At 71.7% G+C, this 17,019-nt stretch carries 14 protein-coding genes; 2 read left to right on the top strand and 12 right to left on the bottom strand.

Annotated elements, in window-relative coordinates:
* Nucleotides 1–7: 7 nt before the first annotated feature.
* The gene (locus ACIA3K_RS23530) at nt 8–721 is read right to left on the bottom strand and encodes a VIT1/CCC1 transporter family protein (protein WP_396803765.1); all 714 of its coding nucleotides are present in this window, start codon (nt 719–721) and stop codon (nt 8–10) included.
* A gap of 55 nt (nt 722–776) precedes the next feature.
* A complete protein-coding gene (gene map, locus ACIA3K_RS23525; RefSeq protein ID WP_396803763.1) occupies nt 777–1,634 on the bottom strand; it encodes a type I methionyl aminopeptidase in 858 nt (285 codons plus the stop codon).
* A 95-nt stretch (nt 1,635–1,729) separates the two neighbouring features.
* Here map and ACIA3K_RS23520 point away from each other — a divergent pair, with 95 nt between their 5' ends.
* Nucleotides 1,730–2,044, top strand: coding sequence for an STAS domain-containing protein (locus tag ACIA3K_RS23520; RefSeq protein ID WP_396803761.1), 315 nt, complete (start codon nt 1,730–1,732; stop codon nt 2,042–2,044).
* A 17-nt stretch (nt 2,045–2,061) separates the two neighbouring features.
* Here the strand turns inward: ACIA3K_RS23520 and ACIA3K_RS23515 are convergent, their stop codons facing one another.
* The 7 genes from ACIA3K_RS23515 to ACIA3K_RS23485 form a co-directional block, all read right to left on the bottom strand.
* Entirely contained in the window at nt 2,062–5,721 is a 3,660-nt protein-coding gene (locus ACIA3K_RS23515; protein ID WP_396803759.1) for a SpoIIE family protein phosphatase, read from the bottom strand.
* Between the two features lie 193 nt (nt 5,722–5,914).
* A complete protein-coding gene (locus tag ACIA3K_RS23510; protein ID WP_355051628.1) occupies nt 5,915–6,466 on the bottom strand; it encodes a pyridoxamine 5'-phosphate oxidase family protein in 552 nt (183 codons plus the stop codon).
* A 47-nt stretch (nt 6,467–6,513) separates the two neighbouring features.
* Nucleotides 6,514–7,263: a gamma-glutamyl-gamma-aminobutyrate hydrolase family protein gene (locus ACIA3K_RS23505; protein ID WP_396803757.1), complete on the bottom strand. Its 750-nt coding sequence runs from the start codon at nt 7,261–7,263 to the stop codon at nt 6,514–6,516.
* Nucleotides 7,260–8,027 (bottom strand): 3-oxoacyl-ACP reductase, encoded by a 768-nt coding sequence (locus tag ACIA3K_RS23500; RefSeq protein ID WP_396803755.1) that lies wholly within the window; start codon nt 8,025–8,027, stop codon nt 7,260–7,262. The genes ACIA3K_RS23505 and ACIA3K_RS23500 overlap by 4 nt, the downstream gene beginning before the upstream one ends.
* A 5-nt stretch (nt 8,028–8,032) precedes the next feature.
* Complete coding sequence (locus ACIA3K_RS23495) at nt 8,033–9,382, bottom strand: aldehyde dehydrogenase family protein (protein ID WP_396803932.1); 1,350 nt, start codon at nt 9,380–9,382, stop codon at nt 8,033–8,035.
* Nucleotides 9,383–9,505: 123 nt separating this feature from the next.
* Nucleotides 9,506–10,870, bottom strand: a complete 1,365-nt coding sequence (locus tag ACIA3K_RS23490; RefSeq protein ID WP_396803753.1) for a glutamine synthetase family protein — start codon at nt 10,868–10,870, stop codon at nt 9,506–9,508.
* A 115-nt stretch (nt 10,871–10,985) separates the two neighbouring features.
* Complete coding sequence (locus tag ACIA3K_RS23485) at nt 10,986–12,536, bottom strand: amino acid permease (RefSeq protein WP_396803751.1); 1,551 nt, start codon at nt 12,534–12,536, stop codon at nt 10,986–10,988.
* Between the two features lie 434 nt (nt 12,537–12,970).
* On the opposite strand from ACIA3K_RS23485, the gene ACIA3K_RS23480 reads away from it, so the two are divergent.
* Nucleotides 12,971–13,369 carry a hypothetical protein gene (locus ACIA3K_RS23480; RefSeq protein WP_396803749.1) on the top strand — a complete coding sequence of 133 codons (399 nt, stop codon included), beginning with the start codon at nt 12,971–12,973 and terminating at the stop codon, nt 13,367–13,369.
* A gap of 62 nt (nt 13,370–13,431) precedes the next feature.
* Here the strand turns inward: ACIA3K_RS23480 and ACIA3K_RS23475 are convergent, their stop codons facing one another.
* From ACIA3K_RS23475 to ACIA3K_RS23465, 3 genes are all read right to left on the bottom strand, one after another.
* On the bottom strand, nt 13,432–13,932 hold the full coding sequence (locus tag ACIA3K_RS23475; protein WP_355051621.1) for a DUF456 domain-containing protein: 501 nt from the start codon (nt 13,930–13,932) through the stop codon (nt 13,432–13,434).
* A gap of 85 nt (nt 13,933–14,017) precedes the next feature.
* Nucleotides 14,018–16,180, bottom strand: coding sequence for a putative bifunctional diguanylate cyclase/phosphodiesterase (locus tag ACIA3K_RS23470; protein WP_396803747.1), 2,163 nt, complete (start codon nt 16,178–16,180; stop codon nt 14,018–14,020).
* A gap of 4 nt (nt 16,181–16,184) precedes the next feature.
* Nucleotides 16,185–16,997, bottom strand: coding sequence for an SAM-dependent methyltransferase (locus ACIA3K_RS23465; RefSeq protein WP_396803745.1), 813 nt, complete (start codon nt 16,995–16,997; stop codon nt 16,185–16,187).
* Nucleotides 16,998–17,019: the final 22 nt, after the last annotated feature.

The raw sequence follows: 17,019 nt of genomic DNA, 5'->3' as shown, positions 1-17,019 counted from the left end.
CCGGGCGTCACAGCCCGCCCTGCACCCCGATCAGCGAACCGACCAGGTAGGTGGCCCCGGCCGCCGCGGCGCCCAGTACGAGTTGACGCAGGCCGCTGGTCCACCAGGGTCGGTGGGTGAACCGGGCCACCACCGCGCCGGCGGCGAACAGCCCGAGCCCGCCGACGGCGAGCGCCAGCCAGAGCTCGGTGGCACCGAGCAGGTACGGCAGCAGGGGGATCAGCGCCCCCAGCGAGAAGAACACGAACGAGGAGATCGCCGCCGCCCACGGGCTCGGCTGGTCGTCGGGGTCGACGCCCAACTCCTCGCGGACGTGCACCCGCAGCGCCTCCTCCGGGTCGCGCCGTACCGCCTCGGCGACCTGCATGGCGAGGTCGCGGGGCAGGCCCCGGGCCACCCAGGCGTCGGCCAGCTCGCGCGCCTCGGCCTCGGGGTGCCGTTCCAGCTCGCGCCGCTCCTTGGCGACCTCGGCGGCGACCTGCTCGTTGGCCGAGCGCACGCTGGTGTACTCGCCGAGCCCCATCGAGATCGCGCCCGCCACCAGGCCGGCGGTGCCGGTCAGCACGATGCTGTGCGGCGAGACGCCACCGCCGCCGACGCCGGCGATGAGGGCGATGTTGGTCACCAGGCCGTCCATCGCGCCGAAGACCGCCGGGCGCAGCCAGCCACCGGAGACGTCCGCGTGGTGTGCCTCACGCAGGGCGGCGGGGGTCTCCGTCACGGCGCATGCCCTTCGTTCGCGACTGCGGGACTCCGCTTCGCTGCGTTCCTCGCGCTCACGGGAGCGTCAGGATCTCGTGGCCGTCGTCGGTGACGACGATTGTGTGCTCGAACTGCGCGGTCCACCTGCGGTCCTTGGTGACCACGGTCCACCCGTCGTCCCACATGTCGTACTGGTAGGTGCCGAGGGTGATCATCGGCTCGATGGTGAAGGTCATCCCCGGCTCCATGACGTCCGTCGGTCGGGGGCTGTCGTAGTGCGGCACGTAGAGGCCGCTGTGGAAGGTCTCGCCGATCCCGTGCCCGGTGAAGTCGCGGACCACGCCGTAGCCGAACCGCTTGGCGTACGACTCGATGACGCGACCGATCACGTTGATCTGGCGACCCGGCGCGACCGCGCGGATGCCGCGCATCATCGCCTCGTGGGTGCGCTCGACGAGGAGCCGCGCCTCCTCGTCGACCTCGCCGACGCAGAAGGTGGCATCCGTGTCACCGTGCACACCGCCGATGTACGCGGTCACATCGACGTTGATGATGTCACCGTCGGTCAGGACCGTGGAGTCCGGGATGCCGTGGCAGATGACCTCGTTGAGGCTGGTGCAGCAGGACTTGGGGTACCCCCGGTAGCCGAGCGTCGACGGGTACGCGTCGTGGTCGCAGAGGAACTCGTGCACCACGCGGTCGATCTCGTCGGTGGTGACGCCGGGCTTGCAGTGCTCGCCGGCGAGCTGCGTCGCCTGGGCGGCGAGGCGGCTGGCGATCCGCATCTTCTCGATGGTCTCCGGCGTCTGCACGTGCGAGCCGTGCCACGGCTGCGGGCCCTTCTTACCCACGTACTCCGGGCGGGGAATGTGGGCGGGCACCGGTCGCGTCGGGGAGAGCGTGCCGGGGGTCAGCGGCGCACGGACGGTCATGCCGCAAGCCTATCGCCGTGGCAGTCGGTGACCCGCGCCACGGCCGGTCGGGAGCGGTTGTTGCCCCGCCAGGGCGGCTGTGCCATCGTGTCTGCGTGGATCAAGGGGGAGCACCACCCGTCTTCTCCGCCCGCGCGGAGATCGACGGAGAGCACCTCCACGTGGTGGTGACCGGCGAGGTCGACATGGCGACGGCCGACACGATGCTGCAGACCGCCCTACGTGAGCCCGCCAGCCGGATCACCCTCGACCTGCGCGCGGTGACCTTCTTCGACTCGGCGGCCATCCACGCGGTGGTCCGGCTCGCCCAGCGGTTCTCCGGCGCGCTCACCGTGCTGCCGTCCCGGCAGGTACGCCGCGTGCTGGAGATCTCCGGCCTGGGCGACCAGCCCTGGCTCGATCCGGTCTGAGCCCCGGCCGCGCGCCGTCAGCCCTGCAACTGCCGGCGCAGCGTCACCTCGGTGCCCTCGTCGGTACGCCGCACCATCAGGTCACCCAACGCCTTGATCAGCGACAGTCCGCGCCCCCGGAAGCCGGAGTCGGTGGACTCCCGCCACTGGCCGGTGTCCCGCACGGTGGCGATCACCGTTTGGTCCTCGATGGCCACCTCCACGGTGATCACCGCCTCGGCGGGCTGGACGGGGTGTTCGATGGCGTTCGCGGCGGCCTCCGAGACCGCCACGGTCAGGTCGAACAGGTCCGTCTCGCCGACGTTGTGCGCGACGAGGAAGTCCTCCAGGCGCTTGCGGAGCACGCTCAGTCGGGTCGGGTCGGCCGGCAGCCGCAACACGAACCGGTTCAGCTCCGCCGCCTCCACGGCGAGCACCGCCACGTCGTCGCGACGCTGTCGCCCGGTCACCCGCTCGACGACCGTGTCGACCAGATCCGCCACGTGGTGGCTCGGTGCGGCGGCGTCGACCCGCAACTGTGCCAGGGCGGCGTCGATGCCGAGGTGACGGTCCTCGATCAGCCCGTCGGTGTAGAGCAGCAGTCGGCTGCCCGCGGGCAGCTCACCCTCGACGGTGCGGTAGGTGGCGCCGGGGATGGCGCCGACCGGCGGGCCGAGCGCACGGTCGTGCAGGAACGCCACGTCGTCTCCTCGGATCAGCAGGGGGGACGGGTGGCCGGCGCTGGCGTAGCGCAGGCGGCCGGTACGGGGGCTGAACAGCAGGCAGACCACCGTCGCGAACGACGACTCCTCAGTGGACACGACCAGCCGGTTGAGCCGGGTCAGCGACTCACCCGGGTCGAAGCCCTCGAGCAGGTACGCCCGCAGCGCGTTGCGCAGCTGGCCCATGGCCGCGGCGGCCTGGACGCCCTTGCCGACCACGTCGCCGATGACCAGCACCAGGTTGTCGCCGTCGAGCGCGAGCACGTCGTACCAGTCCCCTCCGACCTCGACGTCGGCGCTGCCCGGCAGGTAGCGGCTCGCGACGACGGCGCCCGGCAGTTGGGGCAGCGACCTCGGCAGCAGACTGTGCTGCAACGTGGTGGCGATGTGGTGTTCGGCCTCGTAGAGCTGGGCGTTCTCCAGTCGGACGCCGACCAGCCGGGCCAGTTGGGTGAGCGCGGCCTCGTCGGCCTGCGCGTCGTCGTCGGCGGCCCGCCAGACCCGCAGCTCGCCGAGCTGTTCGCGGCTGGTCCCGGTCAGCGGGGTCACGAAGGTCGGATCGGCGGCCGTGTCACCGCCGGCGTCGGCCTCGAACCGGGAGCCGGCCGCGCTGACCACGACCCGGGCCGCCTCGGCGAGGCTGAGCGCGTGCCGGGCGGCGACCTGGAGCACGTCGCCGGTGGACCGGGCCGTGTTGACCGCCACCGCCGCGTCGGCCAGCGCCCGCAGACGACGGATGATCTGGCCGCGTAGCTGACCCAGCTCGACGTTCGCCCGGACCCGGGCGACCAACTCCTGCCCGGAGAACGGCTTGGTCAGGTAGTCGTCGGCGCCGACCGCGAGGCCGGCGACCGCCTCCGCGGAGCCGGCGCGGGCGGAGAGCAGCACGATCGGCACATCACGGGTACGGGGGTCCGCGCGCAGCGCGCTGACCAGACCGAACCCGTCCAACCGGGGCATCATCACGTCGCTGAGCACCAGGTCGAACCCGCCCTCACGGGCCAGCGTCAGGGCCGCCAGACCGTCGCTGGCGGTGACCACCTCCCAGGTCGGCGAGAGCAACCGGGTGACGTGCTCACGCAGGTCGGCGTTGTCGTCGACGACCAGGATCCGACCGCCCGGGGCGACGTCGGCCGGCTGCTGGCCGGCCTCCCCGGTGGCGTCCTCGGCGGCCCACAGGGCGGTCTCCGCCACGAAGAGCCGGGCCTGCTCGGGCTCGCCCGTCGGCAGGGGGGCGAACGCGACCACACGGTTGGCGGGCAGGTGATCGGACCCGAACGGGACGGTCACCGTGAAGGTGCTGCCCTCGTCGACCTGGCTGGTCGCCCCGACCGTACCGCCGTGCATCTCGACCAGCTCGCGGACCAGCGCCAGCCCGATACCGGTGCCCTCGTGGGTACGGGCGCGCGCCCCGGGCACCCGGTGGAAACGCTCGAAGACATGCGGCAGTTCGTCCGGGACGATCCCGACGCCGGTGTCGACGACATCCAGCCGGGCGAGATCGCCGTCGGCCCGGACCCGGACGCGGATCTCGCCGTCGAAGGTGAACTTCACGGCGTTCGACACCAGGTTGAGGACGATCTTCTCCCACATGTCCCGGTCGACGAAGACCGGCGCGGGCAGCGGCGGGCAGTCCACGACCAGTCGCAGGCCGACGCGCTGGGTGGCCGAGCGGAAGGTGCTGGCCAGTCGGGCGGTGTAGTCGGCCAGGTCGGTGGGTTGGTAGCGGGCCGCGAGCCGGCCGGACTCCAGCCGGGAGAAGTCGAGCACGGTGTTGACCAGCTTGAGCAGCCGCATCGCGTTGCGGTGCATCACGACGAGCCGGTCGGTGTAGGCGGCTGGCAGTTCCGGGTCGGCCAGCATGTCCTCCAGCGGGCCGAGCACCAGCGTCAACGGGGTGCGGAACTCGTGACTGACGTTGGCGAAGAAGTTGGTCTTCGCCCGGTCCAGCGCGGCCAGTTCGGCGGCCCGGGCGCGCTCCTGCTCGTACGCCCGCTGGGTGCCGACCGCCCGGGAGACCTGCGCGGCCACCAGGTCGAGAAAGTCGCGGTACTCGTCGCCGAGCGGCAGCAGGCGGGCCACGCCGACGACCAGCGCGCCGACGGTCTCATTGGTCGCCTTCACGGGCAGCACGAGCGCCACGTCGGAGGCGTCGGCCGGTCGCTGCGCGACCAGGTCGCGCACCCGCACGGTGGCGGAGGCGCCCTCGGCGACCAGTTCGGCGAACCTCGCCGGTGGCGCGTCGACCGCCGCCGGATCGACGCCGCTGGCCCCGGTCAACCGGAACTGACCGGTGTCGTCGGCGAGGTAGATGAGCGTGAAGGGCACGTCGGCGGAGTATCGGCCGAGCACGTCGGCGGCGGTCCGGCCCAGCTCGCCGGCGCTGCTCACGTCGGCCAGCTCGGCGCCCAGTTCGGACAACGCCCGCAGTCGGCGTTCACCGACCACCCGGCCGGTGGTCTCGTTGACGATGCAGTAGACGCCGCTGACCGAGCCGTCGGCGCCGCGGATCGGGTCGTACGAGACGTCGAAGTAGGTCTGCTCGACGAAACCGGAGCGGTCCAGCAGGAAGGGGTGGTCGGCGCCCCGGTAGGAGAGCCCGGTGCTGCGGACGCCTTCGAGCAGCGGACCGAGGACGTCCCACGTCTCGGCCCAGTGGTGTCGGGCCGGTCGACCGAGCACGTGCGGGTGCTTGCTGCCGATGGTCGGCCGGTACGCGTCGTTGTAGAAGGCGAGATGGTCGTCGCCCCAGAACATGACGATCTGCGCGCTGGAGGAGAGCATCATGCCGACGGCGCTGGCCAACGCGGTCGGCCAGTGCGACGGCCCGCCGAGTGGCGCGGTGGCCCAGTCGAAGGCGCGGAGACGCTCGCCCAGCTCACCGCCGTTCGCGAAGGCGGCGGCCAACAGCGGGGGGACCTCGTGGCCGTACGCGAACGGACTCCCCGCGTCCGCGCCCCCCTGGGCCGAGCTCATGCAGCCTCCCCGCCTCGGCCGTACCCCGCAGCCGTTGATCTTCAAGCGCCGTGCTCCGACTTGTACCCCGGCGGACCAGCAACGTAACGCATGACGACCCGTGGACGCTGTTTAGTGGCGGTCCGGTCGTCGGCGACCCGGGAACAGGCGACGGACGCGGCCCGCCGACGAGGGCTCAGAGGGCTCTGACCACTCAGAAGACCGGCAGGCCGTCGATGCTCGCGGCGTTCTTGGTGGCGCGATAGGTCACCAGATCATCGGCCGTACGGCGGGAGTGTGAGGTGAGTAACAGGTCGCGTTCCGCGCGGTAGTCCATCAGCGGCACCGCGTAGCCGCAGGAGTCGCTGACCCGCTGCACGTCGACGGTGATGACGGCCCGCACGGCGTGCACGTCCGGTGGAGCGGGAAACTCGGCGAGACGGTCGGCGAAGCCCGCCTCGGTCACCGCCACGGTGTGACCCCTGCCGTGCAGGCGCACGATCTTCGGCGGCCCGTCGAAGGCGCAGAACATCAGCGTGATGCGGCCGTTGTCGCGCAGGTGGGCGATGGTCTCCGCCCCGCTGCCGTGATAGTCGAGGTAGGCCACCCGGTGCGGGCCGAGGACCACGAAGGTGCCCGTCATGCCCTTCGGTGAGACATTGACATGCCCCTCGGAACCGGACGGCGCGGTAGCCACGAAGAAGACCTGCTGGGCCGCGATGAACTCCCGCAGACGACCGTCGATCTCCGGATAGACCTTGCCCATGCCCTGATCCTCCCACCGCCCGACCCACGCGGCGGGGGCGACCTGCGTCACAGCACCGGTGACTCCGCCACGCGTACCTCCTCGTCCTGATCACTCACCGGCGGGCCGGACCCCCGGGCGGCCCGGACCAGCGCGGTGATCGGCAGTGGGTCCGGCTCGTTCTCCGGATGCCACTGCACGCCCAGCACGAACGCGCGGTCCGGATCCTCCACCGCCTCGATCACACCGTCGGCCGCCCAGCCGGTCACCGTGAGCCGGCCCGGGGTGGCGACCGCCTGATGGTGGTACGAGTTGACCTGCTCGACCCCGGCCAGGGTCCGCGCCGCGAGGCTGCCCGGCGCGAAGCGCACCGGGTGGGCGCCGTAGACGCCCGGCGCCGGCCGGTGCGCCTCGGAGCCGAGCACGTCCGGCAGGTGCTGGTGCAGGGTGCCGCCGTAGGCGACGGCGAGCAGCTGCATCCCCCGGCAGACCCCGAGCACGGGCAGGTCGGCGGCGAGGGCTGCCGCCAGCAGCGTCAGCTCACCGGCGTCCCGCTCCGGCCGGTCCTCGGTCCGCGGGTGCGGCTGTTGGCCGTACCGCCCCGGGCCCACGTCGGCGCCCCCGGCCAGCAGCAGCCCGTCGAGGACCGCCAGCACGTCGGCGTCGGCGTCGTCCGGGGGCAGCACCACCGCCCGGCCACCGGCGGCGGTCACCGCCCGCACGTACGCCTCGGGCACCAGGACCGCCCGCACACCGCGCCAGACGGCCCAGTCGACGGGCTCGGCGTACGCGCTGATCCCGATCAGTGGCCGCTTCATAGGGGAGTGACGTACGCGCCGGTGATCCCGCCGTCGACGACGAACTGCGCGGCGGTCATGAACGAGGCGTCGTCGCTGGCCAGGAAGGCCACCGCGGCGGCGATCTCCGCCGGCTGCCCGAAGCGACCCATCGGCACGTGCACCAGCCGGCGGGCGGCCCGCTCCGGATCGGCGGCGAACAGCTCCAGCAGCAGCGGGGTGGCCACCGGTCCGGGGCAGAGCGCGTTGACCCGGATGCCCTCGCGGGCGAACTGCACACCCAACTCGCGGGTCATCGCCAACACCCCGCCCTTGCTCGCGGTGTACGCGATCTGCGACGTCGCCGCCCCCATCAACGCCACGAACGAGGCCGTGTTGATGATCGACCCCTTGCCCTGCCGCCGCATGTGCGGGATCGCGTACTTGCAGCACAGGTAGACGCTCGTGGTGTTGACCCGCAGCACCCGCTCCCAGGCGTCCAGGCCGGTGTCCAGGATGGAGTCGTCGTCCGGCGGGGAGATGCCGGCGTTGTTGAACGCGATGTCCACCCGGCCGTGCCGCTCGGCCACCCCGTCGAACAGGTCACGTACCGCCGCCTCGTCGGCGACGTCGGCGCGGACGAACTCGCCCCCGCACTCCTGGGCGGCCTTCTCGCCGGCCTCCGTGTCGATGTCGACGCAGACCACCCGCGCCCCCTCGGCGGCGAACCGCCGGACGGTGGCCAACCCGATCCCGCTGCCCGCTCCGGTGACCACAGCCACCCGGTCCTGCAACCGACCCTGCACTGGCCTCACTCCTTCGTCGCGATGAACACGTTCTTGACGTCGGTGAAGGAGTGCAGCGCGTCCGGGCCCAGCTCACGGCCGAGTCCGGAGCGCTTCATCCCGCCGAACGGGGTCCAGTAGCGCACCGAGGAGTGCGAGTTGACGCTGAGGTTGCCCGAGTCGACGGCACGCGCCATCCGCAGCGCGCGCCCGACGTCGCGGGTCCAGATCGAGCCGGAGAGGCCGTACTCGGTGTCGTTGGCGAGCCGCACCGCGTCGGCCTCGTCGTCGAACGGCAGCACCGAGACCACCGGCCCGAAGATCTCCTCCCGCCAGTGCCGGTCGGCCGGCGAGTCGGCCAGCAGCACGGTGGGCGCGTGCCAGAAGCCGGCGCCGTCCGGGCACGAGCCGGCGAAGGCGACGTTCGCGCCGGTCACGTAACCGGCGACGCGGTCCCGTTGAGCGGCGCTGATCAGCGGGCCCATCTCGGCGGTGTCGCGGGACGGGTCCTCGACCCGCACCGCGCGTACCGCTGGTTCGAGCAGTTCCAGGAACCGGTCGTACACCGGTCGTTGGACCAGGATCCGCGACCGCGCGCAGCAGTCCTGGCCGGCGTTGTCGAAGACCGCGCCGGGCGCGGTCGCGGCGGCGGTCTCCAGATCGGCGTCGGCGAACACGATGTTGGCGCTCTTGCCGCCCAGCTCCAGGGTGAGCCGCTTCACCTGGGCGGCGCAGCCGGCCATGATGCGCGTGCCGACCTCGGTGGAGCCGGTGAAGCAGATCTTGCGGACGGCCGGGTGGCTGACGAACCGCTCCCCCACCACCGCGCCCTCGCCCGGCAGCACGGTGAACACGTCCTCGGGCAGGCCGGCCTCGCGGGCCAGCTCGGCCAGGCGCAGCGCGGTGAGCGGGGTCAGCTCGGCGGGTTTGAGCACCACCGTGTTGCCGGCGGCGAGGGCCGGGGCGAACCCCCAGGCGGCGATCGGCATCGGGAAGTTCCACGGCACGATCACGCCGACCACACCGAGCGGTTCGTGGAAGGTGACGTCGAGGCCACCGGGTACGGGGATCTGCCGGCCGGTCAACCGCTCCGGCGCACCGGCGTAGTAGTCCAGCACGTCGCGGACGTTGCCGGCCTCCCAGCGGGCGTTGCCGATGGTGTGCCCGGAGTTGCGCACCTCCAACCGGGCCAGCTCGTCCAGATGCGCGTCGACAACGGCGGCGAACCGCCGCAACAACCGCCCCCGATCCCCCGGAGCAACGTCCCGCCACGTCGCAAACGCCTTCGCGGCCCGCGAGATCGCGGCGTCGACGTCCCCAACCGAAGCCCCGACAACCTCCCGAAACCCCACCCCGGAAGCCGGATCAACAAGCACGCTCACGCGCCCCACCCCTCGCCCAATCCCCCGCGATCTTGCAGTTTCTGTGCCGACATAAGCCGTGGGTCATCCCAAACCAACGACAGAAAGTGCAAGATCGCGGCGGAGGACGGCCCCGGGCTAGAGGCGTTCGAAGCCACGGGTCAGCTCCCAGTCCGTTACCGCCGCGTCGAATGCGCTCAGCTCCACCTTTGCCTGGTTGGCGTAGTGGGCCACCACCTCGTCGCCGAACGCCTCGCGGGCCACGTCGGACTTCTCCCACAGGGTCAGGGCGTCGCGCAACGTGGTGGGGACGCGCTCGGCGTCCGGGTCGTCGTACGCGTTGCCGGTGCACTCCGCGCCCAGCTCCAGCCCCTGCTCGATGCCGTGCAGCGCGCCCGCGACCAGCCCGGCGATCGCCAGGTACGGGTTGACGTCGGCCCCGGGCACCCGGTTCTCCACCCGCATGCCCTGCCCGTGCCCGACCACCCGCAGGGCGCAGGTGCGGTTGTCGACGCCCCAGCGAAGCGCCGTCGGGGCGAACGAGCCCGGTTGGTAACGCTTGTAGGAGTTGATGTTCGGGGCGAAGAGCAGGCTGAACTCCCGCATGGTGGCGAGCAGCCCGGCGAGCACCTGCTGCCCGGTCTCGCTCAGGTGCGCCGGCCCGTCACCGAGCATGGCCGACGAGCCGGACGCGTCCCGGAGCGAGAAGTGGATGTGGCAGGAGTTGCCCTCCCGCTCGTTCGGCTTGGCCATGAAGGTGATCGACATGCCCTCCTGGGCGGCGATCTCCTTCGCGCCGTTCTTGTAGATGACGTGGTGGTCGGCGCAGGCCACCGCCTCGTCGTACCGGAAGGCGATCTCGTGCTGGCCGAGGTTGCACTCGCCCTTGGCGCTCTCCGGGGTGAGCCCGGCGCCGGCCATCTCGGTGCGGATCCGTCGCAGCAGCGGCTCCACCCGGGCGGTGCCGAGCAGGGAGTAGTCCACGTTGTACTGGTTCGCCGGCGTGAGGTCGCGGTAGCCGCGCCGCCAGGCGTCCTCGTACGAGTCGCGGAACAGCACGAACTCCAGCTCGGTGCCGGCGTACGCGGTCAGCCCGTGCTCGGCCAGCCGGTCCAGTTGCCGGCGCAGGATCTGCCGGGGCGAGGCGACCACGTCACCGGAGCCGTCCAGCCAGGCGAGGTCGGCCAGCAGCATCGCCGAGCCGGGCTGCCAGGGCACCCGGCGCAGGGTGTCGAAGTCCGGCACCATGGCGAAGTCGCCGTAGCCGCGTTCCCAGCTCGACATCGCGTACCCGTCGACGGTGTTCATGTCGACGTCCACCGCCAGCAGGTAGTTGCAGCCCTCGCTGCCGCCCTCGACGACCTGGTCGAGGAAGAAGGGCGCGTGAAACCGCTTGCCCTGCAACCGGCCCTGCATGTCGACCAGGGCCAGCACCACCGTGTCGATCTCGCCATCGTCGACGGCGACCCGCAGTTGTTCCAGCGTGAGCGGCGCATTCCTCATGAGCGGGCCTCCATCACCAAGGTCTACTGGCAAACCGGATCACCGTCAATGCCCCCGCCGGCGCGGGCGGCAAACCCGGCGGGGCGGCCGCGATGGCCACCCCGCCGGGCGCGGGTCAGGCCGGGCCGTCGACAGGCGTCGGCTCGGCCGCCGGCGCACGTTCCTCGACGGTACGGACGGGGCCGGTGAACCACTTGCGGGCCGACGCGTACCACCAGACGGCGACCACCAGCAGCACCCCGCCGACGGCCAGCGGCGCGTAGTTCACCGCCGACCAGGTGAACTCGTCGTTGCCGGGCACCCCGGCGGGCACGATCGGCAGCACGAAGTACACGGCGATGACCGCGATCTCGATGACGGCGATCCAGCCGAGCAGCTTGTACTTGGGTCCCAGCGTCCAGGGACCGGGCACGAATCGGTCGCCCATGCGCAGCCGCAGCGCGATCGGGATGAGGAAGGACAGGTAGAGGCCGAGCACCGCGACGGAGACCACCGCGTAGAAGGCGATCGGGATGCCGGCCGAGCTCTCGTAGAGCGCCGGCAGGGTGAGCACCAGGCCGGCGATCGTGGCGCCGATGATCGCGTTGACCGGGGTGCCGTTGCGGTCGACCTTCGACCAGAGCCGCCAGCCCGGCACGGCGCGGTCGCGGCTGAACGCGTACGCCATGCGACTCATCGACGTCACGCAGCTCATGCCGCAGAAGAACTGCCCGATGGTGGAGATGATGATGACAATCTTGAAGAAGACCGGGGTCAGCGCGGACTCGAAGATGGCGCCGGAGAAGCCGCCGGCGGCGTTGACCGCCTCGACGTCGGTGGCCGCGAACAGGAAGGCCAGCAGCAGGATCCAGCCGCCGACCGCCGAGTAGAAGATCGACTGCCAGAGCCCCTTGGCGGCGGCCTGGGACGCGCCCCGGGTCTCCTCGGACACGTGCGCGCAGGCGTCGAAGCCCGTGATCGTGTACTGGGTGAGCAGGAAGCCCAGCGGCAGCACGTAGAACCAGAACGTCAGGCCGCCGGTGTCACCGTCACCGAAGCCGGAGTTGTTGAACCGCTCGGTGAACACGAACTGGAAGCTCTGGTGGTTGTCCGGGACGAACACCAGGATGGCCACCACGACGGCCGCGCCGGCCACGTGCCACCAGACCGAGACGTTCTGGAGTACGTCGATGATCCGGTGCCCGTAGATGTTGATGAGCCCGTGTAGGGCCAGGATGATCACGAACAGGACGAACGCCTGCCGCAGCGTCCCGGCCCACCCGTCGAAGAGCGCCGACAGGGTGAGGTTGAGGAAGGTAGCGCAGCCGTAGTCGACCGACGCGGTGACGGCGACCAGGCCGATGAGGTTCAACCAGCCGGTGAACCACCCGTGCACCGGACGACCCATGGTCGCCGCCCACCAGTAGATGCCGCCCGCTGTCGGGTACGCCGACACCAGCTCGGCCATGCAGAAGCCGATGATCAGGATGAACAGTGAGATCAGCGGCCAGCCCCAGGAGATGGCGACCGGCCCGCCGTTGTTCCACGCCTGGCCGAACGTGGTGAAGCAGCCGGCCAGGATAGAGATGATCGAGAACGAGATGGCGAAGTTGGAGAAGCCGCTCCACTTGCGGCGCAGTTCCTGCTTGTAGCCGAGTTCGGCGAGTCGCCGGGCGTCGTCGTCCATTGGTTGCTCTGCGGTCGGAACGGGCGTCGTGGCCACTGCGCACCTCCCTGAGGTGGTTCCGTGAACGAGTGCGCAAAGTGTCGTCCCGATGATCAGGGGCGGTCAATACGTCGTGGGTGCCGTCCCGCTAATCCCGTTGCCACCGGACCGTGGACGACCGCATGCTGTTACCCGTGACCAGGCCCGATCGCGACGGGCTCCGCCGGGCGCTCGGCAACGTCCGGCACCCGGTGGCGCGGGGCGCCGCCTCTCTCTCGCGTACGGCCTCCCGCCGTATCCGACAAAGGCGCCCCGCGCCGCCGCGCCCGGCCCTGGCCGGCTGTTCGGAACCGTCCCGAACGCCCACCACCGTTGCCCCGGTTGATCCGGCGCCCCCACCGTGGAGTCATCCGGCCGACCTGATTGCGGCCGGCACACGATCGGGAGGACGCCCAGTGCTGCGAAGGATCTCAACCATCGCCCTGGCCATGCTCATGCTGTTGCCCGTCGGCGCGACGGCGGCCCAGGCGGGCACCGCTGCCGCGCGGACCGCCGCCCTCTACGAGATCGTCGTCGGGACCACGAACGGCTCCGCGACGGCGTACCTGAGTGTCTACAACGCCTGGGATCTGTCGGTCTGCGACGACGCGAAGGACGGCTACCGGGCGAAGGCGGAGATGAAGATCGTCCGCACCGGCCAAATCATCGCCAGAGCCGAGGCCGCCAGCGGCGTCAACACCTGCGACGGGGGCAACTACGCCAACCCCACGCCCAACGAAAAGGTCCGGGTGACCGTGTGGGTTCAGGACGGAGCAAACGGCAGTCGCAAGTTCACCCGCTCCGAGGACTACTAGGCCGACGGTCGGGGCGAGGTGCCTGGCCGGACGGCCGGGCACCCCGCCCGTCGCGGATCCGCTCAGGTCAGCAGGAGGCCGCCGACCCAGAGGGCGCCGATGGTCAGGCCGGCCAGGAACTCCACCAGCATGGACAGGCCGACCGCCTTGAGGGCCTGCACGGTGGACGGCCAGGCGAGCCGGTTGCTGCCCAGCCGCAGCCGCTCGGCCGCCCACACCCCGAGGACGAAACCCAGCAGCAGGCCGACCACGGGGATCACGAAGAACCCCACCAGCCCGAGCGCGCCCCCGGCCAGCAGGGACGACGTCGGCACGCCGGTCCGCTTGAGGTTCCGCCCCGGCCAGAGATACTTCACGATCATGCCGCCGACCGCGACGAGCGTGGCGGCGGCGAACACCGCCCAACCCGCGAGGCCGGCCCCGCCGAAGATCGCCCACACCAGTACCCCGCCCCAGCACAGCGGGAGCGCCGGCAGGCCGGGCACCACCACACCCGCCAGCCCGGCCACGATGGCCAGCGCGGCCACCACGGTCACCACCGTCTGCGAGTCGTTCAGGCTCACGCCGTCGCCTTCCGTCGGCACCACGCGGACCGGACCGGCCCGCCGCTCACGCCGTCGCCGTCCGTCGCCGGCCAGCCCGCGCGCCTCACGCCGTAGCCTGCCGGAGCCGAGCCGTAATGTCCTGCGCGGGCACCGGCGCGCCGAAGTACCGCCCCTGCCCGGTGTCGCAGCGCAGGGCCCGTAGCCGCTCCGCCTGCACGCCGGTCTCCACCGCCTCGGCCGTGACCCACAGCTCCAACGCGTGCGCCAACCTGACCAACGCGTCGACGATCCGCTCGTCGCGGTGGTCCGCCGCCTCATCCGTACCGTCGGCGCGGATGCCCTCGACGAACGGGCCGGCCAGCTTCAGACAGTGGATCGGCAGCCGCCGCAGGTACGCGAGGTTGGAGTAGCCGGTGCCGAAGTCGTCGACCGCGAGCCGGACGCCCAGCGCCGCGAGCCGGTGCAGGCTGCGCAGCGGCTCGCCCGCGCTGCCCATGACGGCGCTCTCGGTCAGTTCCAGTTGCAGCAGCTCCGCCGGCAGACCGCTGGTGGCGAGCGCGTCGGCCACCGTCGCGACGATCGCCGGGTCGTCGGCCTGCCGGGCGGCCAGGTTGACGCTGACCACGACCCGCGCCTCGGGGAACTCCCGCCACCACCGCTCGGCGTCGCGGCAGGCCTGCCGCAGCACCCACTCGCCGAGCTGGACGATCAGACCGGTCTCCTCGGCGAGGCCGATGAAGTGATCCGGACCGATGAGACCCAGCTCCGGGTGCTCCCAGCGGACCAGCGCCTCCACGGCGAGCATCGTGCCCTCCAGCAGCGACACGATCGGCTGGTAGTGCAGCACGAACTCGCCCCGGTCCAGCGCGGCCGGCAGTCCGGCGACCAACGCCGAGCGGGCGAGGTCACGGGCGCTGCGCTCCGGGTCGTACACCGCCCACCGACCCCGCCCGGCCGCCTTGGCCCAGTAGAGCGTCGTGTCGGCGGCCTTCATCAGCTCCGAGGCGGTGGTCTCCGCGGCCGGGCAGTCCACGATCCCGACGCTGGCCGAGACCGCCAACTGCTGGTCGCCGACGTGTACGGGCGCGGCGACGGCGGCCAGCGCGGCCTCCGCCACCGCCACCGCGTCCTCGACGTCACCACCGCCGTCGACCAGGATGACGAACTCGTCGCCGCCCATCCGGGCGACCAGGTGACCCCGGTCGGCCACACACTCGGCGAGCCGCCGGCCGATCGTGACCAACAGCCGGTCGCCGAGGTCGTGGCCGAGGCTGTCGTTGATTGCCTTGAAGCCGTCCAGGTCGAGGAAGCACACCCCGACTCGTTGGCCGGGGGCGGCGGTGTCGAAGACCCGGCCCAACGTCTCGAAGAACAACGTCCGGTTGGGGAGCCCGGTGAGTGGATCGTGCAGTGCCTGGAAGCGCAGCCGCTGTTGGAGCTCGTACCGCTCGGTGATGTCCTCGATCATCGCGACGGTGAACCGTGGCCGGCCGTCGTCGTGCCGGATCAGCGACACGGCCAGATCCGTCCACACGACGCTGCCGTCCTTGCGGTAGTAGCGCTTCTGGACCCGGGCCGAGTCCTGCTTGCCCTCGATCAGCTCCTGGTACAGCTCCCACATGCCGGCGGCGTCGTCGGCGTGGAACAGCGCCGCCACGTTGATCCGGCGCAGCTCCTCGATCGAGTAGCCGAGCATCTCGGCGAAGGCCGTGTTGACGTCGATGATCTGCCCGTCCACCCCGGCGATGCCGATACCGATGGCGGCGCCCGTGAAGACCGCCCGGAACCGCGCCTCGCTGTCGCGCAACGCCTGCTCGACCTCGTCCCGCGCCTGCCACGCCGAACGGGCGATGCGCTCCTGTTGGGCGAAGGTGCGGTCGCGCAGCGCACGGGCGAACCCGGCCGCCAACGCGCCCTGCGCCGCCGCGATCCGGTCGCCCAGATCGGCGGGTCGACCGTCGGCCGCCAGCACCCGGGCGGGGAAGTCGTCACCGAGCGCACGCAGCGACCACTCCAACGCCCGGGGCTCGGTCAGGTGCGCCTCCACCAGGGCCCGCCCCACCTCCTCGGCGGGACGGGCGCTGAACGGCTCGGCGCGCACGATCTCCGCCAGCCGGACGGTGTGCAGCAGCAGCAACCGCTCGGTCTCGGCCGCGCTGAGCGGCACGAAACCGATGCGGCGTACGACACGGGCCCAGTCAGCGGCGTACGCCTCGACACCGGTCCGGCCGACGTCGACCCCGGTGGGGTCCGGGACGGCGGCCACGGGGTCAGCCGGCGGGCTGGTCGTACCGGGCGACGCCGCCGAAGGCGCCGAACCGCTCGGGGTGCTCGTCGACGTCCTCGGGCGAGTCGGGGCGCCACAGTGGCATGTGCACGACGCCCGGTTCGAGCACCGTCCAGTCGCCGAAGAAGCCGGTGACCTGCGCGCGGGAGCGTAGGGTGATCTCGGTGTCGGTCCGGGAGGAGAGGCGCTGGGCGTCCAGCATCTCCTGCGGCTGGTCCTCGAAGGTGGAGTGCGAGACGACCAGGAAGCTGCCCGGCGCGGCGGCGGCCCGCAGGGTCGCCAGGATCTCGTCGGGACGGTAGGCGTCCGGAACGAAGTGCACCACCCCGGCCAGCAGGATGCCCATGGGACGCTCGAAGTCGATCAACCCGAGCCGTCGGGTCTCGGCGAGGATCCGCTCCGGCTCGCGCAGGTCGGCGTGGATGACTCCGGTCAGGTCGTTGCCCGCGAGCAGTTCCCGGCTGTGCGCGACCGCCACCGGGTCGATGTCGACGTAGACGACCCGGGCCTTCGGGTTGGCCGCCTGAGCCACCTCGTGCACGTTGCCCACGGTCGGGATGCCGGAGCCGATGTCGAGGAACTGGTCGATACCGGCGTCGAGCAGCGCCCGGACGGCGCGGCGCAGGAACTCGCGGCCGGAGCGCATGGTGGCCGCGAGGTTCGGGGTCATGCTGGCGATCTGCTCGGCCAACTGCCGGTCGATCTCGAAGTTGTGCGCCCCGCCCAGGAAGTAGTCGTACACCCGGGCCGCACTCGGCCGGGTCAGGTCAATCTCGGTCGGCAGTGCGTCCGGCATCGGTGTGCCCCCCAGTTCGTCG

The sequence above is a fragment of the Micromonospora sp. NPDC051543 genome (assembly GCF_044454415.1).
In the GTDB taxonomy this organism is placed as follows: Bacteria; Actinomycetota; Actinomycetes; order Mycobacteriales; family Micromonosporaceae; genus Micromonospora.
The sequence above is the reverse complement of the archived record's forward strand: the minus strand, read 5'-3'. Positions and strand labels throughout refer to the sequence as shown.

What these genes read in the sequence shown, in the direction of transcription:
- map (WP_396803763.1), bottom strand. Translation starts at nt 1,634, where the DNA reads ATGACCGTCCGTGCGCCGCTGACCCCCGGCACGCTCTCCCCGACGCGA.
- ACIA3K_RS23515 (WP_396803759.1), bottom strand. Translation starts at nt 5,721, where the DNA reads ATGAGCTCGGCCCAGGGGGGCGCGGACGCGGGGAGTCCGTTCGCGTAC.
- ACIA3K_RS23510 (WP_355051628.1), bottom strand. Translation starts at nt 6,466, where the DNA reads ATGGGCAAGGTCTATCCGGAGATCGACGGTCGTCTGCGGGAGTTCATC.
- ACIA3K_RS23505 (WP_396803757.1), bottom strand. Translation starts at nt 7,263, where the DNA reads ATGAAGCGGCCACTGATCGGGATCAGCGCGTACGCCGAGCCCGTCGAC.
- ACIA3K_RS23490 (WP_396803753.1), bottom strand. Translation starts at nt 10,870, where the DNA reads ATGAGGAATGCGCCGCTCACGCTGGAACAACTGCGGGTCGCCGTCGAC.
- ACIA3K_RS23485 (WP_396803751.1), bottom strand. Translation starts at nt 12,536, where the DNA reads ATGGACGACGACGCCCGGCGACTCGCCGAACTCGGCTACAAGCAGGAA.
- ACIA3K_RS23465 (WP_396803745.1), bottom strand. Translation starts at nt 16,997, where the DNA reads ATGCCGGACGCACTGCCGACCGAGATTGACCTGACCCGGCCGAGTGCG.